This is a genomic window from Gimesia algae (assembly GCF_007746795.1).
Classification (GTDB): domain Bacteria; phylum Planctomycetota; class Planctomycetia; order Planctomycetales; family Planctomycetaceae; genus Gimesia; species Gimesia algae.
The window spans coordinates 6,593,788-6,617,570 of record NZ_CP036343.1; the positions used below are offsets into that span (position 1 = coordinate 6,593,788).

Genomic DNA, 23,783 nt, shown 5'->3' on the forward strand with positions numbered 1-23,783 from the left:
TAACCCTGTATGGATAAGGTTTCAAATTCAGAAAGACAATCACTGCAGAAACTCACCTGAATTTGCAGGGAAATCTACACTCCAAACTCACGTAGACTTAGTATTCTGCACTCGCTACCATTCTCTCAGTTGACACTAATGTATACACACGGCCATATTCAAAGTTCATGTAAGCATTGATCCTTTGCTGATACTTAGAACCTGAAGAAAGAAACTAAAATGAAGACACAACTGATTTCTATCGCGATGATCGTATTTTCTGCTGTTAGTTTGAACTGTGAAAATTTGGCGACTGCCAGTGATGAAGATCAGAAAGCGGTAAAAGCAGCTACTCAGCAATTCTACTCTGCACTCAATGAACTGTTTACCGGTGAAGTGGAACCCATGAAAAAATTATGGTCGCACCAGGATGATATCACTTTCATGGGACCAGATGGCAGCTTTCTGCGTGGTTGGAAACCGATTGCAGCCGAATGGGAAAAAACGGGTTCCATGAAACTGGGTGGTAAAGTTGAAGCGGCAGAAATTCACATCACTGTCGGGCAGGAGCTGGCTATTGTCAGTAACTATGAAATCGGACATAATATTGGGGCAGACGGTAAAGTAGAGAAAGTCAAAATCCGCGCGACGAGTCTGTTTCGCAAAGAAAATGGAAAGTGGAAAATGATCGGGCACCACACCGACCTGCTTCCCTTCCTGTCAAAGCCATCCACAGATTAAAGCAGTTGTCGTGCTTTGATATCCAGGTAGCGGCTGATAAGGTTGACCGACAGGTTCTCCGGCAACGTGTCGAGTACGAGTAACCCGGATTTCTGCAACGCGGCGATTTGTGTCGCCTGGGAAGACACAATTTCAGCCGCGGCGGCGATCTGAAATGCTTCCCGGTCCGTTTCCGGTATTGAGTTCATTCGATTCTCGAGGGGCACGTTTCGTAAAAACGCGGACAATACCAGATGCGGCCAGCGCATCATTCGCAGGGCTTTTCCCAGGTATTCCAGATGAACTTCATCCAGTGCATGCGTCAGTACAACGACCAATGAGCGTTTACGATAACGCAGTTGCAGCTGTTCAGACATCAGTTGATAATCGGAAGCCTCATAGATCGGTTCCAGGTCATAAACCTGACGGATCAGTTTCTGAATCGAACCGGCACCACGAATAGGAGGGACCCAGCATTCCACCTTATTGGAACAAGCCATCAGTGAAACGGTATCCCCCTGCCTGAGCGCGACATAGCTCAACAAAATCGCAGCGTTCAGGGCCCGGTCAAAGTGCGTGACCCCTTCGTCGGCATTACACATCGAACGACCACAGTCGAGAAGAAATATGATGTTTTGATTTTTTTCAACTACGTATTCACGACTGATTAACTCCTGGTGCCGAGACGTCGCTTTCCAGTCAATGCTGCGAAATTCGTCCCCTCGTCGATACTCACGCAGTCGATCGAAATCGGTTCCCCGCCCCCGCAAACGTGACATTTTGATTCCGGCTTCGGCCAGACGATTGCGGCGCGCCAGCAGTTCAACGCCACGCACCGATTGAATGTCAGGATAAATCCGGATTTCCTGATGGATGTCCCGCTCGTCGTAGACAGTCCAGAGCCCGAACCGACTCTTCATCTGTAAAAACACGCGGCGAAAACGATTCTTCCCGCGATGGTGCGGCTCAACATGATAGATACTGTATTGATGCTTATTGGGAAAGAGTTCGATGTCGAAGGGAAGATTTGTGTACTGACAGGGCATGGGCGGCTCATCATGCACATGAATCTTGAGCGGGACAGTACCCCGATTATTAAACCAGAGCTTGACGCTGTTCGAAGTGCCGACACTCAATACATCCTTCACTTCCCGATCTACTTCAATCAGAAGCAGCGAGGGTGTCAGCACCAGGTCAATCAGAGCGAATAAAAAGACCAGCAGACAGATCAAAATACCCACCTGGCCCCATTCCGGCCAGATCGTCCCCAAGGCAAAGGGAACCATGGCCGCAGCGAACAGAGACAACAATGAAAGACGGGGCATCATTGGCGGGGAGCCTCAACGCTTTCCAGGATATCCCGAATGACCTCATCGACTTTCATGCCTTCAATTTCCGCTTCCGGGTGTAACCGAATCCGATGACGCAGAATTGGCAGTGACAGTTCTTTCACATCATCGGGGACAACAAAGTCACGTCCGTTACAGGCAGCCAGTACGCGCGATCCAATCAGAAGATTCACACTGGCGCGGGGACTGGCCCCGACTTCGATGGTATGCCAGCTTCGGGTCCGCGAAACTATGGATGTGATGTACTGAATGATGGATGGTTCTACAATAATTTCAGACGTCCGCTGCTGAATCGCCAGAATGGTTTCCGTGTTCAGCACAGGCTCGATTCCGAAACTGTTCAGATTCCGGTTGTCTTTCCCGGCAGCGTATAGATCAAGAATTGCATTCTCCTGATCCTGAGTGGGATAATCAACAAGTAACTTGAACATGAAGCGGTCCAGCTGCGCTTCCGGCAGCGGATAAGTCCCTTCCTGCTCCAGAGGGTTTTGAGTCGCAATCGTGAGAAAAGGTCTTTGCAGCGGGTAAGTTTTCCCGTCAACAGACACCTGTCGTTCCTGCATTGCTTCCAGTAGTGCGGACTGCGTTTTAGCGGGCGCCCGGTTCACTTCATCTGCCAATAACAGGTTTGTAAACAACGGGCCCTGATTAAAGGTAAATTTCTGCTCGTGCATGTCGTACACGGAGTGTCCGGTAATATCAGAAGGCATCAGGTCAGGCGTAAACTGGATCCGACAAAATTCACTGGAAAGCACATGACTGAGCGCATTAACCAGCAGCGTCTTACCCAGGCCTGGAACGCCTTCAATCAAGACATTCCCTTCACAAAATAATGCAATCAGCACCCCTTCCACCAGATCTTCCTGCCCCATGAGCACTTTACCCACTTCAGCCATTGACCGCTGGTAGTAATCTTCAATTTGTGAAACATCCATGAATGAACCGTCACCCCGATTGTCTGTCTGAAGTAAGTAAACTCAAATGTGATCTGGGATCACTCTTCGGGAACTGATGTTCCCTGTGACGTTTATTCTAAATCGAATCCGGTTCATATTTCGAGCATCCGGGTCGAGAACTGCGATGTTTTTTCAAATTGTCTGTCACGAATCGGCAGCAGGTCATAAAAAAAGGCCCCCATCAATAATGGAGGCCTTTTTTCAATAGTATGATCACGAATCGCAGGATTAAGCGAATTCCGGGCGACGTCGCCCCAGTTGTTCTTTCAGGCGGTTGACGATGCTCGAATGCATCTGACTGACGCGAGATTCTGACAGACCCAGCGTACTGCCGATCTCTTTCATAGTCAGTTCTTCATAATAATACAGGATAATTATCAGACGCTCATTCCGATTCAGACCCTTGGTTACCAGACGCATCAGATCCCGTTTCTGGATGCTTTTGGTTGGATCTTCACCTTTAGCGTCTTCGAGGATATCCACTTCCCGAACGTCTTTATAACTGTCAGTTTCGTACCATTTTTTATTCAGACTCACCAGGCCTACCGCATTGGCCTCATTCTTGAGTTTATCAAATTCTTTACGGGACAATTGCATTTTCCGGGCAATTTCTTCGTCCGCCGGGGGGCGACCAAATTCCGCTTCGGCTGATTTGCGGGCTGCTTCCAGTTTACTGGCTTTACTGCGAACCAGGCGAGGTACCCAGTCCATGGTGCGCAATTCATCCAGCATGGCTCCACGAATACGAGGAACACAGTATGTCTCGAATTTGACTCCCCGCTCCAGATCAAATGCATTAATTGCATCCATCAGCCCAAATACACCAGCCGAAATCAGGTCGTTCAGATCTACCCCTTCGGGTAGCTTGGCCCAGACTCGTTCTGCATTGTAACGGACCAATGCGACGTATTGCTCTATGAGCGTATTACGCAAGGCCTGGTTGGATTGATCCTGCTTGAACACCTTCCAGATTTCTGCGATTTCTTCACTGGCTTTGATGGCCATTTACTCCTCCGTGATCAACTTACAGTCGTTTCATTTGGATAAAATGATGATTACGATGACTGCTAAAACGTTTTATATTTAAGCAAGATTATTTTTCCATTTTTCAAAACTTGCCCGTGCTGATTCTTCAACCACACGAGCGGCAACTTCTCCGAACACCAGACCAAGGCCAAAAAATATGACTGCAGCGATAAGTGAGGATTGAGTCGCGCCAATGAAATCAGCATGAGAGATGATCCCTCTCACTGATTCAGTCGCAAAAGCGATTAGCGATAATCGAAATGCATAATGCAGAGCCACAGATGATTCCCGGATCGAGTTTGGAAAACGTTCGAGAGCAATTTCACTTCACTCCGAAGAGACCTTCGCTCGTCTATCCTTAAATATCGGCGTCCTGCTTCAGAATATTTAACCTTTCTCCTACAATTTAATTAACCGTTAAATACTAACATTTAAATTTTTCCTGATGCGTAACGCGATCCTCGAGGTGAGCCCCTAAGTCAGGGAAATACCAACAGTTGAAGAACGCGACCACAGACTTGCATCTGCAGTCACAGCGAAAATATTAATTGTCAAGGGATTTAGTAGTGATGTGACTCAGGTAAGGGATCGAACAGGAAACGAGAGAGAGAGAGATGAGAGAATGTTTCCCGTGATTTCAATCCTTTTACATGAGAGTTATGCGGCTTCACCCAGCAAACGCTGCCAAAGTCGCGGAAAGTAAGACTCTTGTTTGTTTTGTTGTTCGGTACTCTGATGTCGTTCCAACAGATCATGAGCCAGGCGAAAAATGGATTCCGCAGCAGGACAATGCGGGTGGCTCAATAAAAATGGCTCCCGATCATAAACTGATTGAACGACATGCATGTCATGGGGGATCTGCCCAGCCTGTGTTAAATCGGTGTGCAAAAACAGTTCCGTTGTTTTCTTAAGTTGCTGGAAGACTTTATCAGCCTGATCGTCTGACGTACATTGATTGATCAGAGCCTGAATTTCCAGCGATTGTATTGTTGAAAGTGATTTGATTGTCGCATAGGCGTCAGCGATCGCCGTGGGTTCGGGAGTGGTGACTACCAGAACATCGTCGGCCGTCGTGACGAACTGCCGGATACTGCGATGGATCCCCGTACCATTATCCAGAATCAGAAAATCGTGAGTGGCCTCGAGTTCCTGCATCTGTCCCAGCACATCTTTCCGGACCGCCTCCGAGCAGTCTGCCAGATCCGTCAGTCCGCTGGCTCCCGTGACAACACTGACTCCCAGCGGACCTTCCAGTTGAATTTCTTTTAAAGAACGGGCACCGCTGACAACATGTGATAAATTCCAGTATCCATTCAGACGACATAACAGATCAATATTGCCTAACGCAAGATTCACATCAATCAGGCAGACTGAAGCCCCGGACTGCGCCAGTGCCAAAGCCAGGTTGAGCGACAACACCGACTTGCCGACCCCTCCTTTTCCACTGCAGACTGCCAGTGTCCTGCAATGAGAGGACTTATCCTTCTCAATGATGCCAGGTTGTTTCTGTTCCATCAGCCCGCGCAGAACCTTTGCCTGATCCCCCCGCGAAGTCACAGTCGACTGTGACTCGGGAAGATTGACAGGAGGAACTGCTTCCACCTGCTTCAAGTTCCACTCATTGACGGCTGGAGCCATCGCGGATTCCTTTTCTCTGGATCTCGTTTGTGACGAAAATAATCAACGCAATTATGTAATGTGACAGCGAATGATGTAATACGACTTTTTAACGCAGCTGATCCTCACCCAGTATCAGTCGTGCCATGCGTGCGGCATTGGCCGGCTCGATATCATCGGGGACATCCTGGCCCGTTGTCAGGTAGCGAACAGGTAGTTTTACATTTTGACTTAACGTCAACAGACTGCCCATCACAGGAGCTTCATCCAGTTTGGTCAGAATCATGGAGGTCGGGCGTGCCACCTGGAACCGCTGGGCAATCGCTTCGAGTGTTTTTACACTCGACGTCATACTCATGACCAGTGAAACTTCATCAATGGGTACTTCGCAAAACAGGCTTTCAAGTTCCTGAATTTTCAGATCATCACTGGGACTGCGACCAGCGGTATCAATCAACACCAGATCCAGCCCGACCATCTCATCAAGTGCCTGCTGCATTTCTTTCGGCGTACTGACGACCTTCATCGGAAGATCGATAATTTCAGCATAGGTCCGCAACTGTTCGACGGCGGCAATGCGATAGGTATCGACAGTTACCAGTCCCATTTTGATATTATCACGCAGGCGGAAATTGGCAGCCAGCTTTGCGATGGTTGTTGTTTTGCCAACTCCTGTAGGGCCCACCAGTGCTACCACTTTACGTTGTCCGGGAACAGGTCGAATTGGCACAGAGCAGTCTAACTGAGATTCAATCAATGCTGCGAGCAGAGCTTTGCTGGCAACAGAATCTTTCAGCTGTTCAGGACTTGCATGCTCTTTCAGTTTGGCTATCAGATCGTGGGCAATGCTTTCGTCCACTTCCGCGTCGATCAGATCGGTATAGATATGAAACAGTTCTGAAGGCACATCAGTAGATCGATGAGAGCGGGTACGTCGATCCAGAGACTCCAGCATCTCCTGAATCGCATTCAATTTCTCGGTAAATTCTTCTGTTGGATCAAAATGTTTTGGGGGGGGAGGTACTTCACGAGGCGCTGCTTCTTCAAAACGCTGGCGGAATCGTGGTTGTTCCGCCGGCTGAGAGTACGCTGCTTCACGACGAGGTGTTGTTTCGCGTCGGGCGGGCGACTTTTCCCGAAGTCCTTTCTGCGGTTGAGATACTGTTTCTCGATCACGATTTTCCGGTTGCAGATTGGAAGCCCGGTGTCTTAATACTGAGCCAGCACTGGTGGAACGTTTTTGATTCTGCAATGCTGCCGGTGTCCGTGTTTCGATTCCCAGACCCGCTGTAATCTCAAATTCTTCCTGAGTTCTTGACCAGGGCAACAGGCTTTTACGACCCGGAATCTGACGCGTCTGCAGGATGACGGCTTCACTGCCCATCTCCTCTCGTACCAGCGTCAGTGCTTCCTGCATGGAAGCCGCTTTAAATGTTCGAACATCTGACATGATTGATGTTTCCTCTATTTTATTCCGTTGAGTTCGTTTTTATTTATATTTAATTGATGTTGATAATCAGGAAAACGGTTTATGCAGCTCCTGCCGCAACCTCTTTTTTCAACCGACCGGCTGAGATCTGTCCGATCGCCTCCACATCAGTATCACGGGTAATTTCATTAAGACTCAGTACGATTAACCGGGGAATCATAGGTGACGTAATCTGTTTCAATCCAGCCCTGATCTGGGGATTGCATAATACTATCGGATGTCCGCCTGCTTCGACCAGAGGTTCGATCTGATCTGCGATGGCCTGTGTAATGACTTCACCTGTCTGGGGTGCCAGCTTGATGACAAGACCATGTTCGTTGTAATCAATCCCTGACATCAGCACGTCTTCCAGCTCCGGATCGAGCGTGACCACTCTTAACAGTCGCTTACTGTCCCGATACTGCTGACAGATGGCACGCGCCAGCCCATTGCGAACATACTCCGTCAGAATCATGGGCTCCTTGGTCCGATCGGCATAATCGCCGAGGGATTGCAGAATGGTTTCCAGGTCGCGGATCGGCACCCGTTCGCGAAGCAGATTGGAAAGCACATGCTGAACCTGGGAAATTTTCAAGACGTCGGGAATCAGTTCTTCAACCACTTTCGGGGAAGACTCTTTCAGATTTTCAATCAGAGCATGCACCTGTTCCCGGGTCAGTAGTTCGCTACTGTGTTCGCGTACGACTTCGGTCAGGTGGGTAATCACGACAGCTGAAGGTTCTACCACGTTATAACCCATCAGTTCCGCACGTTCTTTCTGTCCCAGTTCAATCCACTTGGCAGGACGACCGAATGCGGGTTCCACTGTATCAATGCCCGGAATATCACCATTGGTCGCTCCGGTATCGATGGCCAGTAAGCCATCAGGATAGATCCCACCCCAAGCAACGGCAACATCGCGGATCTTAATCTGATAATCGCGCTGTCCCAGTCGGATGTTATCGCGGATACGAACCTTGGGAAGAATGATTCCCAGTTCCTGGGCAATCTTGTGTCGGATGCGGGTCACGCGGTCAAGGAGATCACCGCCGGTCGCGGGATCAGCCAGTCTCAACAGTCCGACGCCCAGTTCCAGTTCCAGAGGATCGACAAACAGATGGTCTTCCGGTTTTGGCTCCGGCTGACTTTGCGTCTGCTGTTGTGTCTCTGCTTTTTGTTTCTTGACTTCAACGGCCTGGAGACCTTTTCGCCGCATCATACCAGTCACGACACAGCCGATCGCTAAAGCCAGCATCGGTCCAGCGGGTAGTCCGGTAAATGCCAGGGCAAACAGAAAGGTCGCTGCCAGAAACAGTGCTTCAGGATGGCTCGAGAACTGCTTGACTACGTCGCCTGGCAGATTACTGTCGACTGAGGTACGAGTGACAATCAAGCCAGCGGCCAGTGAAATCAGGAAGCCGGGAACCTGTGTGACCAGTCCATCACCGATCGTTAATGTTGTAAATACGGTGGCGGCTCTTGAGAGCTCCATGCCATGATCGACCATCCCGACATACAATCCCCCGACGACATTGATCAGGGTGATGATGATACTGGCAATCGAATCGCCGCGGACAAACTTACTGGCACCATCCATGGAACCGTAGAAGTCCGCCTGCTCAGTAATTTCACTGCGGCGGGATTTGGCTTCGTCCGAGCTGATTAACCCTGCATTCAGATCGGCGTCAATGGCCATCTGCTTACCGGGCATACTGTCTAATGCGAAACGGGCAGCGACTTCACTGATACGGGTCGCACCTTTCGTAATCACCATAAACTGAATCGTGACCAGGATCACAAAGATGATCAGCCCCACGACCAGCTGACCGCCGGCGACGAACTGACCAAAAGCTTCAATGACACCCCCGGCCGCTGCCGTTCCATCGGCGGCACCACGCGTTAAAATCAAACGTGTGGACGCCACGTTAAGCACCAGTCGGGCCAATGTAGTACCCAGCAGAATCGCGGGAAATACGCTGAATTCCAACGGGCGTTTGACATAAATCGTTGTCATCAAAATCACTACGGATACGGTGATATTGCAGGACAACAGAAAGTCCATCACGAACGGAGGCAATGGCGCAATGATAACCAGGACTGAACTCACTATGACTAGTGGAAAAATCAGTCCGGTGTTGCGCATGATCGATCCGGATAGACCGGTATTGGACTCCGGTGGCATCCATGCCTCCGTGATTACAGGGTAAATGGTAATTAAGACGTGGGAGTAACAGAAATGAAGTGAAGTGATTTGTTAAGATTTAGAGATGTGTGAGAGAGAGGCGAGTGATAATGAAATCTGTAAATTCTGTCCAGAGGATTTCTTCATAATTCACTCAAGTTTTTATCAGCTTCAGCCGAACCCCTCGTTTCAGGCCAGCATTTTCTTCACAAGATGCGCTTCTTCAACCCCCGTTAAGCGGAAATCGAGACCCTGGTAAAAATAGGAAAGCTCATGATGATCGATTCCCAGCAGATGTAAAACTGTCGCATGAAAATCGCGGACATGAATCGTGTCATTTACCGTATAGTATCCCAATTCATCAGTTTCTCCTATTGTGACACCAGATTTGGAGCCACCTCCCGCAACCCACATTGTGAAGGCATCAATATGGTGATCGCGTCCGATGAGATCCCGTGGTTCTCCCTGAGGAGTCCGACCGAATTCACCTCCCCAGATTACCAGAGTATCCTCTAATAGACCGCGCTGTTTCAGATCTTTCACCAATGCAGATGACGCACGATCCGTTTCCAGACAACGGGCATCCAGGGACTCTTCCAGGTCAGTGCCTTTATTCCCATGATGGTCCCAATCCGTATGATAGAGTTGAACAAAGCGGCACCCTTTTTCGATCAATCTCCGCGCCAGCAAACAGTTACGGGCATAAGAGGGAGTCGCAGGATCGACACCATATAAGTCCAGTGTATCCTTTGTCTCACCAGCAAGATCCATTAACTCTGGAGCACTGGACTGCATCCGATATGCCATTTCGTATGCGGAGATGCGTGTCGATATCTCGGGATCTCTGGTTTTCTCCAGACGCAACGCATTCAACTGATTGACCGTTTCAATAAATTCTGACTGCCGTTTCGCATCAATTCCTGACGGGTTTGATAAATTGAGGATCGGGTCGGCACCATTTAAAAATGGCACCCCCTGGTAGGTTGTCGGTAGAAATCCACTGCCCCACAACGGAGCACCACCGCGCGGACCGCGGGGACCAGACTGCAGTACGACAAAGCCAGGCAGGTTCTGAGATTCGCTGCCGATCCCATACGTCACCCAGGCCCCCATACTGGGACGTCCAAACTGTTGTGTACCGGTATTCATAAACAGTTTAGCGGGACCATGATTGAACACATCCGTTTTCATACTTTTCAGAACGGTGATGTCATCCGCAATACTCGCCAGATGCGGCACCACATCAGAGAGTTCCGTACCTGATTCGCCATATTTTTTGAATTTGCGTCGGGTGCCCAGTAACTTCGCGTCTTTTTTCAGAAATGCGAACTGCTTACCTTCGACATAAGACTCCGGAATCACCTGGCCTTCCAGTTCCTGCAACTTAGGCTTATAGTCGAACATTTCCAGCTGACTGGGTCCTCCCGCCATGAACATGTAAATGACATTTTTGGCTTTGGGAGGGTGATGCGTTTTCCCGAGTGTGGAAGTCGCAGCCTGCGCCTGTTGTTCCGACTGCATCAAAGTCGCCAGGCCGATAGCTCCTGCTCCAACGGCGCAGTTTTCAAAAAAATGGCGTCGTGTCAGATCTTGCAAACCCAAATTGTTTAAACTCATTTGTCTCTCCCTGAATGCTACTTTTATTTATGTGAGCAACATTCATTGCGAAGAAGTTGTTATTCCCGTGTGATGAATTCATCCAGGTTCATTAACACGCGTGCGACAGCCGTCCAACTGGCAGCTTCTGATACTTCGATCTCTTCGGGCAAATCGCTGGCAGCAACCTGCTTCGCCTGGTGTGGTGACTTTTTGAACCATGTTCTCTGTTCATGCAGGTATTGTGTCAAAACTTCCAGTTCGTGGTCTGCGGGTGACCGGGACAGACAGATTTGAAATGCCTGTCTCAATCGTCCCTCATCATAATCAGGGCCTTCCTGCAGAATCCGCAGTGCTAAACCCTGAATGAGCTCAAACAGGGACTCGTCATTCGCGAGTGTTAAAGCCTGTAATGGTGTATTTGACCGAACGCGGCGGGTACACGTTGTATTACTGTTGGGAGCATCAAAGGTCGGCAGCATCGGATAAGGGCTTGAACGCCAGAAATACGTATACATGCCTCGGCGAAAGCGATTAGTGCCCTGCTCTTCAGGCCAGTTTTTCTTGTTCTGTGTCAGAACATAGATGCCCTCTGGTTGAGGAGGATAAACACTCGGACCACCAATGGTTCGCGTCAGTAGTCCACTACTGGCCAGAAACAGATCGCGAATAGACTCGGCTTCAATGCGATAGCGGTTCTGACGTGAGAGCAATAGATTGCGGGGATCCTGCTCCTGATTTTCCAGCCTGAAGTCGGAGGTCTGTCTATAAGTAGCGGAAGTAACAATCAGCCTATGAAGCTGTTTTACATCCCAGTTCAGGCGCATGAATTCCGACGCCAGCCAGTCTAGCAGTCGGGGATGAGTCGGTGATGTACCTTGGGTGCCAAAATCATTTTCGGTCTCCACAATGCCCCTGCCGAAAAAGCGTTGCCAGTAGCGGTTAACGGTCACCCGTGCCGTGAGAGGCTGTTCCGGACTGGTGAGCCAACTGGCGAAATCCAAGCGTGTCGGAGTTTTCACTTCTTCAGGAAATGGAGGTAATACCGCGGGGACATCCGGGCTGACAGGTGCCCCGGGTGCCAGAAAATTCCCTCGCAACAGGATGAACGTTTCGCGCGGCTTCGGCAACTCCTTCATGACCATTGTTGTGACAATGCCTTTATTGAGTTTCGTCTGCTCTGCTTTCAGTTTCGTCAGCCTCTGATTTAGTCCAGCCCACTGAGGATCTGACTGATGAAACGCCTGTGTGATCGTTGCCTTCTGTTTTGCATCCCGTTTTTCTTCTGGTAACTTTAAAATGGCAAGCACGGCAGGGTCGACATTGAACACTCCCGGATCGACCAGGGTCGCAGACAACCTAAACCGTCCCACATTGTATTTCGCATTGCGCGTCTGTGATAAGGTCACCCGCAATTTCATCGGGTCGGAGTACTGTAAAGGCGTTTTCAATGAAAACAAGACCCTGCGATTCACATTCATATTCCCCTTAGACACATTAATGGCCCAGCCAGTTTTCAGATCACCATCTATAAGATAAGACGCCGGAAATTTATTCTGTGAATGATCTGCCGTGGCTTGAACCAGTTTCACTGGTTCAAAATCCGTCCAGCGATTTTCTGTTTTTTTTGCCACTTCGACGATCACTTCGTCCAGCACAAAGTTACCGTTGCCAGCCCAGCCAGGCCCCATTTTGGGCAGACTTTCATGGGTGAGGACTTCGAGCCTCAGTCCTTTCATCCCCGGTGGGATATTTTCCGCTTCGACCTGGTAGACATCGTTGTCAGGGATTTTTCCACCGACTAATAATGACTGGTCGTCCAGCGTGGTCAGGGACGCTCCGTTTTCGGAAACCATGCCCTGGGGTTTGAGCACAGTCCACTGTTTTTCTGAATCTTTCAAATTCTGTTGAACCGTCGTTTGCCACGATTCGAATTCCGGAGCAAGCGTCTTTTCCCGCTCTGTCAATTGTTTCGTATTTACAGCAATCTGCTGCTTGAGTTCGGCTTGCCTTGTTTTCTGCACTTTTGTGGGTAACGCGAGAGTCGGTGGGGCGCTGTTCACATCAGCCGTACTGTTAAAGATCGCATACAGCTGATAGAAATCCCGTTGTGTCAGGGGATCGTATTTATGCTTGTGGCATTGCGCACATCCAACGGTCAGCCCCAGAAAGGCGGCTCCGGTTGTATTCACCCGGTCCACTACGGCTTCCACGCGAAACTGCTCGGGGTTCGTTCCCCCTTCCTGGTTGATCAGTGTGTTTCGATGAAAGCCGGTCGCGATCAATTGCGCGGTGGTAGGCTGCGGTAGCAAATCCCCGGCTAACTGTTCTGTGACAAACTGATTGAAGGGCATATTGTCGTTGATGGCATTGATCACCCAGTCTCGATATTTCCAGATCGAACGCGGGCCATCAATCGTAAAACCATTTGAGTCTGCATAACGGGCCACATCCAGCCAGTGCCTGGCCCAGCGTTCTCCATAATGAGGAGACGCCAGCAGTCGATCGACGAGCCGTTCATAGGCCCCCGATTCGGAATCAGCCAAAAACTCCTGTACCTGTTCAACGGTAGGAGGCAGGCCTGTTAAATCAAGGCTTAACCTGCGAATCAGTGTATTCCGGTCAGCTTCCGCTGAAGGAGTCAGTTTGTTTTGTGTCAGCTGCTTGAGGATAAAGGCATCAATCGGATTTCTAATCCAGTCCTGCTGCGGGACAACAGGAACGGTGGAACGCTGTATGGGTTGAAAGGCCCAGTGCTCCGATGAGACTTGTGCCTGCTTCAACACGGACTCGGATTCTGGTATGTGGGCCCCCTGCTCAATCCACGTTCCGATCAGATTGATCTCCTGTGGTTTCAAGGCAGGCAGGTCGTGCGGCATTTGGGGGATTTTGCCTTGTCCCGAGAGGCTTTGAAACAGCGGGCTTTCGGCCTTTTTCCCCGGAACGACGGCTGGCCCGCGGTCTCCCCCTTTGAGAAGGTTAGCCCCATAATCCAGGCGCAACCCCGATTCTTCAGCATCCTGGGAATGACAGTCGTAACAATACTGCTTTAAGAGAGGGCGAATCTGTGTTACGAAATCAATGGCGACCTTACTGTCCGCCTTGTCCTCTGCCAAACCGGATTGCACCATGACTGAGGTGATCAAAACAGCGGCTGTCACATGTCTTAACAAATTCCGCATGGGAAAACCCGAAATATGAGAAGGTGAACCGCGTTTCTGTGATACAGGATCAAATCCGTTCCCACTCAGGAATACGAAACAGAATGCGGGGTCGCTGGAGAAGCAGGCAGGTCGCTTGTTAATTGAGTCTATTACAGAACACCGCTGCAACATCTTCCAAACGAGCAGAGATTTACTTCATCTGGAAGAATAGAGACTCTAAGCCCGGTAACAGACTCTCATTCAGGTTACCAACGGAGCCGGTAGATTGCAAGTTTTTGTTGAATGTACAGCTCTGTTTTCACCCGGCGAATTCCCCATTCCCCACTGGAATCGTTTTAGATTCACTCACCTTCAATTCGTAGTGATGTCAGTTTGATGCGTTCACGATTGGTGATAAAGCAGAGAAAGCATTCCTTTCCCGACTGGAGTGCAGGTTGGGCACAGGTCAGCACCCGTCGTCTGCCGATACTGACCACAAACCGATTCCCGGTTCCCACCAGACGTACAGGCACCGCTTCCGGTTTTGTGCGGGTCAGATCTAACTTGATCTGCTTCAATTCCTGACTGGTATCCGCAACGGATTCGGAAATACTGACCGCATCATTTTGAAAATGGATCACACTGGAAACGAGAATCTGATCTGGCTGCTCAGGATTTCTAGTCAGTAACTGCAGTTCGAAGTCAGGAAACTCTTTCTCAACCTGCACACGAAAACTGACACTGATTTTCTGGTAAGGCCTGTTAAAAGTCGCTACCGAAATCTGATCCACTGCAGACTCCATACCCTCTTCTGTGAACTGCCAGCCCTGACTTTTCCAGAACAGTTTGTAAAAAGGGTTTTGCCAGCTGGTTGATTCCAGCTCACCTTCCTTTACGGTATTCAGATCCGGTAACAAAGGTTTTTTAAAGGCAGTCTGAGTCAGAACAAGATCAGCTGAAGATGCAGACACAACGGGATCTGGCTGTAAATCTGCAGGCTCTGCCTCAGCTACTGACTGGAACCGTACACCATCAACGGCAGGCTCTGCATTCAGATTACCAGTTTTAGAAACTGACAGCTCCATCTGACGACTCTGAATCCAGTAAATCAGAAGTGCAGAAACCAGCGCAATACAGACAAACAGCATCACACCGGACCGGATTCGTATTCGTTTTAGATTTGTCTCTGATTCCTCAGATATCATTGAATCTATCCATCAATCCCTGTCATTACGTGTCCAGACTTCTGGCACAATTTTTGAAATCGTTCCCCCAATGCCTGCTCCAGATAAAATGTATCGATTCCATACAGATCTTTTAAAGACCGAAACTGGTGTATTAACTCTCGAAATTCCCTCATTGGCAGTCGGGGCTGTCTTTTGACAGCGCGAATCAGCAGGTTTTTGGGAGTATGCTCCGTCTCAATGAATTCGATAACCTGAGTGCGATAACCGCAAATTTCCAGTACCAGTGCCCGCAAGGCATCCGTCACCAGTGACGCTGTTTTCTCTTTTAGAATCCCATGTTTCAGTAAACCTGCCTGTGGCACACTGCTGATCTGTTGATAAATTTCATGCTGACAGCAGGGAACAGCCATAATGACATCCGTATCAGCAAGTACAGCTGCCGCAATCGCTGCATCGGTGGCAGTATCACAGGCATGCAGTGAAATGGAGAGATCACATTTTTTTGAACCGAACTGAAAGCGGGAAATATCTCCGGTATTGAAAGTCAGACCATCACATTTCAAATCATCAGCGATCTGCTGACAGTGAGTTACAACTGACTGCTTTAAATCGAGTCCAGTGATGTTGACTCGGCGCTTCAGGATTTCGGTAAATAAGTAATGGGTGGCAAACGTGAGATAACTTTTACCACAACCAAAATCAACGATATTGAGCTCGCCACTCCCTGACAGTGATGGCACAATCTCATTAATGAATTCCATGTATCGGTTTATCTGTCGAAATTTGCGATATTGAACTGATTTCACCTTTCCGGCGTGAGTCATCACACCAATCGCTTCCAGAAAATCGCAGGGGACACCTTCCGGTATCAGATATTGTTTCGTACGGTTGTGCGTTACGATTTCCGGTTGTTCTGCTTTCGTCGGGGCATGTTTTTTCATCGAAACATTGCCCTGTTTTGATTTGCGAAAATGATAGTCAGCCTTTTGCGTAAAAAGATAGCCCTCTTGAAAATGCTCCAACCAGAGTTCCATGATACGCTGAAAACTCTCCTCGCGAGGCAGATTCTCATGGACTTCCTGTCTGCCCCGCAGAAGGGCAAACTGATAATGAGGCTTCTCTTTGATAACCAGAGGTCTCAAAGTCACTTTTTTTAATGTCGAAACCTGCTTTTCCACCGGTTTACATAACAGCAGCTGGATACAGTCCCCATTTTCCAAAGTCTGCATGACAACATCAGGTAAAGCGAGTTCAGAATGTGATGGATCTGGATTCATCAATTGAAATCTGGTCCTGTGTTTTTGTTTGAGGGATCCGTTTAAGATAGATCGACTGTGACATACCTGTCAGTACAGGGATTGCTACTATCTGGAAACCTGTTACCAGCAGATAGCTCAGGTTACTCATATGCAAGGGAAGAATTGTCAGATACTTACCAAATAATAACTGTAACATCAGTATAGATACGATAAAAGCTGAAGCCGGTAATCGCAATAGAAACTGCCTGTTTCCACGTGATGATAACTCAAAACAGAGCAGACTGAATGCGGCCAGAAAACCCAGAGCCACCACCTGCTGCCAGCCCAGATAAACTCCCACCAGAATCAACAGCCAGGAAGTTCGGGGCGGAAACGGACTCGCCGATTGTGGCTTGAATAAAACCGGCCAACAGAACAGGACCCCTACAATGACCCCATATAACAGACCCCAGACCAGCGTCTTGATGGTCTCAATTTCGACCCCTATATGTAGCGTCCCGTAATAGTAAAGTTCGTTAAGCAGTACTGCCGTACTTGATACTTCAGACTGAGTAGAAATTAAAGCAGGAACCGGATGTAATTCGGGAATGAATGCGCCGGCCCCGAGACCGATGATAAAGCACCAGATCAACAGTCGGCGGGGAATGCTCTGACCATCATATTGGATGTAGGCTGATGCCAGCAGAACAATAAACAGATAACTGTAATAGACATCCAGGGCAATCAGATCCCAGGTCCGACCTTCCAGGATCTGATAGCTGCCCCCAAAACGGTTGGGAGGCCGGTATGGTAGAAACTGTCCTCCGGAATGGACTAGCACTATATATAAGAGGAGAAAGAACAAACCGGTCAGCGCCTCAACGATCGGATACCGTACCGAAATCGGCGTCTGACATGTTCGACATTTACCTCGCAACAGAAGCCAGCCCAGAATCGGAAGATTATCTCTTGTCTGGATCGGCGTCTCGCAGACCGGACAGCGTGACTTGGGTTTGGAAATATTCAATCCCAACGGCATCCGATAAATGACTACATTTAAAAAACTGCCAATCACAGAACCCATCACGAAACACCAGAGGGCAGTAAACACCTCCAGAACCCACAAGTGCGAACTTGAGGAAAACTCTAACATCAGTTGCATGGTTCAGGGTCTATCTATGGTTCCATTTGTTTCATGATTAATTACGCCGCCAGCGGAACGTTTCACACCATCTTTTACATAAAAACCTTCCAGGTCTGTTCTCTGGAGATTCGGATGCAGTTGACTTTACTCAAAAAGAATTCAATCCAGGATTTTGCAGAATTCCCCTAGTTCAATTCGTGCGAAGTCGCCGGAATCGGAGAATGAGTATTTCACCTCAAAACATCATAATTAGATCCAAAACAAAAATACATATACCATTTTACGTAACTGGTACCCCAAATTTAACAAAGTCGGATCAGATGCCGCTTTCTCCAAAACCCCGGTCAACAGATTGAATTACATCTACCGATAATTCATGTATCTCCAGATATAAATATAAACGAACTATGACTACTTCGGATACGAATTAACTCTCTCAAATAGAATCTATTGTCCAAAATCCGAATAAGCTCACTGACAACAATTTCTGAGTCATTTACCAACCTCAGACTTAAAACGGCTGTTGAAAGTCTCTATTTTCAGCACCGCTTTTAAAAAAATTGTTCCCATACATCAGACCGAGATACCACCTGGAAGTATGCATGGAATTTCCCCGCCTCACGGATATTTCCTGCCCCGTTTAGAATACAAATTGTAGATTTGGAAAGCACACAGCAATGAATTCAAGGATGCAACCCCACCTTTGGATTAAATGTTCAACTTTAATTGTATTCACCACGATTTCTCAGATTGCCTGTGATCTTCAGGGTGCCTCTGGACCTCAGTTACTGGTCCCCGATCTTAAATCTGCCCCGAATGGAATTAGACAGGTCACAACGATTCCTGAGGACATGGAAGCCCCGGTGGTCGCCCGCAAACCTGACTTCAGTATAGAAGCCCAGAAACCGGAACTTCTGGCTGATGATCCCTCGGAAAAAAAAGCTGGCTCTGTCCCGGAACCCAAACCATTTCCGGGTATCGCCAGCAAGTCTTCACCAGAGATGAAAAAACCAGAGCCTCCGAAAGCACCACCTGTTCCAGAAATTGTTGACCCGCTGGACAAACTGGTAGACGAAGCGATTGAAGTCTCACACCGCAGAATGCTTTCCACCAATGTACACACACCCTGGCAGATTGCACATGGGATTCTCGCGCTTCGCTGGGAATACACACTCTACCAAAATAACAAACGCATTCGTGCCATTGACTGGATTTCAACTGGCCCCAGTTTCCGTGGACGCCCCTGGTTCATTACCACTCCCCATGGTGGCAAGGGACATCCTTTTACAGAGCCTTATGCGTTTGAAGGTCACCCGAATCAATTCCTTGCCTTTTACGCCATGGCTGGAATTCCAATCGACCATCAATTCAAAACAGGCGAAAAAACAATCTCGATCGCCGATATGATCAGTAACGCCAAGGCGGAAGTAAATACAAATGAAGAGATCACCTGGACTCTGTGGGCATTTTCCCGCTATCTCCCCTGGGATACAGAATGGGTGAGTGACCGACAGGAAGAGTGGAGTATGGAGAAACTGGTACGGGCGCAGATGCAGTCTGAACCGACCAAATCAGCCTGCGGTGGTACTCACGGCCTGTTCGCGACTGCCAGTGCCGTCAACTGCTACCTCAAAGACCAGAAACAACTGAGGGGAACCTGGCTGGAAGCCAGCATGCGGGTTCGTCAGTACGCTGAATACGCCCGTTCGATGCAGAACCGTGACGGCTCATTTTCTTCAAAATATTTTGAAGGCCCTGAGTACGCCAGTGATGTGAATAAACGTGTCTCAACTACTGGTCACACGCTGGAATTCATCATGGAAGCATTGCCGCAGAACCGCCTGGATGAGCAATGGGTCCGCAGCGCTGTTTACCGGATTGCGACCGATCTGATTGAGTATAAAAGTCAGCCGCTGGAACCGGGTGGCATGTATCACGCAATTGACTCACTGGTCATTTACCGTGAACGGACCCGACCTGATTACGCAAAATACCTGGAAGAACTGGCTAAGCACAAAGACTTTGAGAAACCGGAACCCTCGGACCAGATCATCGGTTACTCAAAGCGATTTCTGCAGCAGCAAAATGCTGCTCAGTACAATCATCAGCCACAGTACCGGCAGAACAACAGTTCAAACGAAGATACATCACGGCAGGCACGTCGTCGTGGCCTCTTCTCACGGTACAAATAGCCCCTGCTCACTCGTCGAATTTATTCAGTCCGTTCAGACTGGGAACCTTCTGAAGTTTCTTTGATATTTCGAACAGAGGGGACCCAGGTCCGCTGATCATCAGCCGCTTCCTTGATCGATTCCAGAGTCGGTGGCTGATTCGTACCATAATCAGTATGGCTCGATTTTTTTCGCGGACGAGGTCGATACTCGTAGGGATCTGCATCCTGTTTCTTCCAGAAGTGCCACAGTTTGAGCTTCTCCTGCTGGGATTCCGGGGGTTTATCACGCAGCAGCCAGAGTGTTAACAGCAATACAGTAATGACACCAATGGCAACCATCATGGGTCTGCCCGGTGGTTCGCCACTCGTAACAACGACGAAGATACAAGCAAATAATCCGCCAGTGAGTGTGAATACAGTTGCCAGCCAGGCCGCTGCCTGATCTCCTGAACCACGAGGGGATTGACCTGCAGTCATAATCTGGTTCTCCGATGTGCTCCCAAAATGCGACAGGATCTTCCATTCCTGACGTCTCGATCACATCAGGAACTACCTTCAGCTTAACAGATTTATTGTGCGATCCTAATCATTTTTTGGAGTCACTCAGAATATGAAATTAAGATAATGCCCGCAGGAAGATATCCAGATACAGAACAAATATCATCAGTCCCAGAACAAAGATCATCCCGACATAAGTAGCAGCTGTCAGAACTTTTTCGTTGGGTCGCTTGCGGGTGATGCCTTCCCAACAGAGGAACACCATGTGCCCACCATCCAGCACGGGAATCGGCAGGAAGTTCAATACAGCAAGGTTCACACTCAGAAAACCCAGAAACAGCAGCAGTTGCGCGTAACCATCATGGGCCACTTCATAGGCGACTTTGGCAATCGTCACTGGTCCACTCAATTCCATTGGGGAGACACGTCCGGTTATCAGACTTCTCAGAGTCAGATAGATGTCTTTCGCAGAATTTGTTGTGTACTGCACTCCCATTCCCAGCGCCTGGCCCATGCTGTCAGCCTTCTGAATTTCACGCAGTGACTGCAAGCGGATACCCCGGACAGGTAGCGACCATTGATCATCTGGTTTCTGTTTGGGATTGACCCATGGATTGAGTTTTTCCTCGACGATCTTACCATTCTGACTGAATGTCAGTTCGACAGGCCAACCGGGGCGAACCTGCATCTCCCAGAACGCATTCGCCCAGTTCTTGTTTTTATCATCGAATTCGTATGTGACCTCTGGAATCGGGTCCCAGTCGGCTGCAGTCTCATTATCCGGATAGATAATTTTGATCTTCTTGATCAAAGCATTTGGTTTGATACCCGCTTTCTCAGCCGGACTCCCTTCTTCGACTTTGAGTACTGTAGGAATCAGATGAAAGGCAACCCCCAGTGAACCCACTGCCAGAGGAGTATTGGAAAAGACAGGATGTTCCAGCCAGGCGGGGTTGTCTAGTGGAACGACATTGAGATTGACCTCAGTCGGCTGAGCACCATCCTGCTCACGATTGACAACAATCGGAATGGTTTCACCAGCACGACCCGAAAAATAGTTAGGCAGACGCAGAGGATTCAAAGCCTTTCCAACATCCTGACCATCGATATGAGTAATCTTATCACCGACTTTTAATCCTGCTCGATCAGCCGGAGAACCTTTTTGAATCGATTCAATCGGGCCAATCTCCATCCAGAGCCCTAAAGTTCGAAATGGATTGTTCTTCACTTCGATCTCTACAATCTCTGTATCGGGTGTTCCTTCACGAACAACACCCGTCTTTAAAGTCTCACTGCTTTTTGCTGCGTAGGTCCGCTGCAGTTGTGCATAATTCTCAATGGTTTCACCATTGATTGTTTTGATCGTATCACCCTGCGAAAAAGGAGGCTCAGCTTTGGCTGCTGCGGTCCCTTTACTGGTGATCCGCTCATTCGAATCCTGATAAACGGGAATCTGCAGACTCTGTGCCGGCAGCAGTCCAATTTGCGGCCGGGTACCTGTCTGATCCGGCGTCACTTTGACCTCGAACTTTTCGCCGTTCAGATGCGTTCCTTCCATCGTGATATCTCCATCACTGAAGGCGGAACTGCGAATAATGTCCATAAAGGATGTTGTCTCGTTGCCATTGATTTTGTGAATCACATCACCAGGCTGAATGCCAGACTCCCACGCGGGCATTCCCGGCACTGCGGTCCCAACGATACAAGGCGTCGATGCGACGCCCAGTCGGAATGCAAATGCAAAGAACAGCATGCCAGTAATAATATTCATGATCACGCCCGCAGAAATAATCCCCATTCTCTGATAAACGGGTTTGGCCGAATAGGAGCGGGGATCGAGGGCAATTTCTTCGCTGCTTAGCTGGCTGGGATCGACATCGTCCTGACCCAGCATTTTCACATAACCGCCGAACGGAATAATGGACAGCGCATACTCCGTCTCGCCGTATTTGAAGCTGTAGATGATCGGGCCGAAGCCGATACTGAATCGCTCCACTTTCACATTACACCATTTGGCGACAGCAAAGTGCCCCAGCTCGTGGAAAAAAATTACCAGCCCCAACCCGAGGGCTACCATGGCAATATTGGCAATTTTTCCGGTAAGAGTCCCTAACAATAAACTGGTCAGCACTACTTCCACTTTTTTATCTCCTTGCGAGCCCAGTCATCCAGCAGAAACAGTTCTTCCAGACTCGGATTGGGATCGAATTGATGTGATTCTAATACTTGTTGACAGGAAGTCGCGATATCGCAGAAACGCAATTCACCCGACAAAAATCGTTCTACTGCAGCTTCATTGGCTGCGTTTAATACCGCACCGCATGTCCCCCCCTGCTCTGCCACTTCGTATCCAAGTTGCAACGCGGGGAACGCTTCCAGATCAGGTGGTTCAAAGGTTAGCTCAAATGACCGACTCCAGTCCATCGGAGTATTCAGGCCTTTTTTCCTATCAGGATACGTAAGTGCGTACTGAATGGGAAGCCTCATATCAGGTGGCGAGAGCTGCGCGATGACCGAACCATCCACAAATTCCACCATCGAATGCACAATGGACTGGGGATGTACGACAACAGAGATCTGATCGGAAGTCAGGTTGAATAACCATTTTGCTTCAATAATCTCCAACGCCTTATTCATCATCGTCGCCGAATCGATCGTGATTTTCGGCCCCATCTCCCAGGTGGGGTGAGCCAATGCTTTTTCCGGCGTCACATCTTTCAACTCAGACTGGCTGAAACCTCGAAAAGGTCCGCCACTGGCAGTGAGAATGATCTGTTTGACTTCCTGAGACTTTCCTGCCTGCAAGGCCTGAAATATTGCATTATGTTCACTGTCGACGGGAAGCAGTGTCGCGTGATTCCGCGCAGCCAGATCCATAATTAATGGCCCGGCGACGACTAAGGTCTCTTTATTGGCGATTCCCACTGTTTTTCCAGCTTCAATGGCCGCCCAGGCCCCTTTCAGTCCAGCTGCTCCCACAATCCCACAAATGACGACGTCGACGTCCTCGGATGAAGCCACGCGTTCAATCTGATCGTCGCCAAACAGAACTTCTGTCTCCACAGCAAAGCGGCTGCGACAGACAGTTGACTCCAGCTGTGAATTACTTAAAACAGCCCAGCGAGGGTGAAACTGCTGTGTCTGTTCAGCCAGCTGTTCCCAGCTGTTATGTGCTGTAATCGCAGTCAACTCCATTTCCTGTGGATGGGCGGCGATTACTTCGAGAGTACTGGTACCAATCGAACCCGTAGACCCGAGAACGGCTATTCGCTTCATTCGACCCTGTTTTTTCATCCTCAGTCGGTATAATTGACTGTTGTATTGATTCTTGAGGAGAGCGGAAAAAAGACATTGTCTGGTACTGTTTTTTTGTCCTAACCACCAACGAATCCGCATTTTAGGCGTAATAATTAAACATGGCAAGGGGCATTCACTCCGCAAAAGAGCCTTTTCACAAGCGTTTCAATCAAGAACCCGCATTTCTCGGAATACGTTTGATTGACCCCT

General features: G+C 48.9%; 17 protein-coding genes. 2 read left to right on the plus strand and 15 right to left on the minus strand.

The genetic code is table 11. The features are described 5' to 3' along the window. The first annotated feature begins 219 nt into the window (after positions 1-219). A complete protein-coding gene (locus Pan161_RS24790; protein ID WP_145231417.1) occupies positions 220-720 on the plus strand; it encodes a YybH family protein in 501 nt (166 codons plus the stop codon). On the opposite strand, the gene Pan161_RS24795 is transcribed toward Pan161_RS24790, so the two are convergent. From Pan161_RS24795 to Pan161_RS24850, 12 genes are all read right to left on the minus strand, one after another. After that, a complete protein-coding gene (locus Pan161_RS24795) occupies positions 717-2,027 on the minus strand; it encodes a DUF58 domain-containing protein (RefSeq protein ID WP_145231418.1) in 1,311 nt (436 codons plus the stop codon). The two genes, Pan161_RS24790 and Pan161_RS24795, sit on opposite strands and share 4 nt — an antisense overlap. Further along, complete coding sequence (locus tag Pan161_RS24800) at positions 2,024-2,983, minus strand: AAA family ATPase (protein WP_145231419.1); 960 nt, start codon at positions 2,981-2,983, stop codon at positions 2,024-2,026. The genes Pan161_RS24795 and Pan161_RS24800 overlap by 4 nt, the downstream gene beginning before the upstream one ends. A 249-nt stretch (positions 2,984-3,232) precedes the next feature. Then, the gene (locus Pan161_RS24805; RefSeq protein ID WP_145231420.1) at positions 3,233-4,009 is read right to left on the minus strand and encodes a FliA/WhiG family RNA polymerase sigma factor; all 777 of its coding nucleotides are present in this window, start codon (positions 4,007-4,009) and stop codon (positions 3,233-3,235) included. A 78-nt stretch (positions 4,010-4,087) separates the two neighbouring features. Continuing rightward, positions 4,088-4,309, minus strand: a complete 222-nt coding sequence (locus Pan161_RS24810) for a hypothetical protein (RefSeq protein ID WP_145231421.1) — start codon at positions 4,307-4,309, stop codon at positions 4,088-4,090. 378 nt (positions 4,310-4,687) lie between these two features. Next, entirely contained in the window at positions 4,688-5,668 is a 981-nt protein-coding gene (locus Pan161_RS24815) for a P-loop NTPase (protein ID WP_145231422.1), read from the minus strand. 88 nt (positions 5,669-5,756) lie between these two features. Next, positions 5,757-7,097 (minus strand): flagellar biosynthesis protein FlhF, encoded by a 1,341-nt coding sequence (gene flhF, locus Pan161_RS24820; protein WP_145231423.1) that lies wholly within the window; start codon positions 7,095-7,097, stop codon positions 5,757-5,759. 79 nt (positions 7,098-7,176) lie between these two features. Next, entirely contained in the window at positions 7,177-9,297 is a 2,121-nt protein-coding gene (flhA, locus tag Pan161_RS24825) for a flagellar biosynthesis protein FlhA (RefSeq protein ID WP_232103474.1), read from the minus strand. A 189-nt stretch (positions 9,298-9,486) separates the two neighbouring features. Further along, complete coding sequence (locus Pan161_RS24830) at positions 9,487-10,914, minus strand: DUF1501 domain-containing protein (protein WP_145231424.1); 1,428 nt, start codon at positions 10,912-10,914, stop codon at positions 9,487-9,489. Positions 10,915-10,973: 59 nt separating this feature from the next. After that, entirely contained in the window at positions 10,974-14,075 is a 3,102-nt protein-coding gene (locus Pan161_RS24835) for a PSD1 and planctomycete cytochrome C domain-containing protein (protein ID WP_197995504.1), read from the minus strand. 323 nt (positions 14,076-14,398) lie between these two features. Beyond that, the gene (locus tag Pan161_RS24840) at positions 14,399-15,241 is read right to left on the minus strand and encodes a hypothetical protein (protein ID WP_145231426.1); all 843 of its coding nucleotides are present in this window, start codon (positions 15,239-15,241) and stop codon (positions 14,399-14,401) included. Positions 15,242-15,246: 5 nt separating this feature from the next. Further along, a complete protein-coding gene (locus tag Pan161_RS24845; RefSeq protein WP_145231427.1) occupies positions 15,247-16,500 on the minus strand; it encodes a class I SAM-dependent methyltransferase in 1,254 nt (417 codons plus the stop codon). Continuing rightward, complete coding sequence (locus tag Pan161_RS24850) at positions 16,475-17,545, minus strand: prepilin peptidase (protein WP_197995505.1); 1,071 nt, start codon at positions 17,543-17,545, stop codon at positions 16,475-16,477. Before Pan161_RS24850 ends, Pan161_RS24845 begins: the two co-directional genes overlap by 26 nt. A gap of 749 nt (positions 17,546-18,294) precedes the next feature. Between Pan161_RS24850 and Pan161_RS24855 the strand changes: the two genes are divergently transcribed. After that, entirely contained in the window at positions 18,295-19,797 is a 1,503-nt protein-coding gene (locus Pan161_RS24855; protein ID WP_145231428.1) for a hypothetical protein, read from the plus strand. 20 nt (positions 19,798-19,817) lie between these two features. On the opposite strand, the gene Pan161_RS24860 is transcribed toward Pan161_RS24855, so the two are convergent. From Pan161_RS24860 to Pan161_RS24870, 3 genes are all read right to left on the minus strand, one after another. Then, a complete protein-coding gene (locus tag Pan161_RS24860; protein ID WP_145231429.1) occupies positions 19,818-20,255 on the minus strand; it encodes a hypothetical protein in 438 nt (145 codons plus the stop codon). Between the two features lie 139 nt (positions 20,256-20,394). Beyond that, positions 20,395-22,416, minus strand: a complete 2,022-nt coding sequence (gene rseP, locus Pan161_RS24865; protein WP_145231430.1) for an RIP metalloprotease RseP — start codon at positions 22,414-22,416, stop codon at positions 20,395-20,397. Continuing rightward, positions 22,407-23,552 carry a 1-deoxy-D-xylulose-5-phosphate reductoisomerase gene (locus Pan161_RS24870; RefSeq protein ID WP_232103475.1) on the minus strand — a complete coding sequence of 382 codons (1,146 nt, stop codon included), beginning with the start codon at positions 23,550-23,552 and terminating at the stop codon, positions 22,407-22,409. The genes rseP and Pan161_RS24870 overlap by 10 nt, the downstream gene beginning before the upstream one ends. Positions 23,553-23,783: the final 231 nt, after the last annotated feature.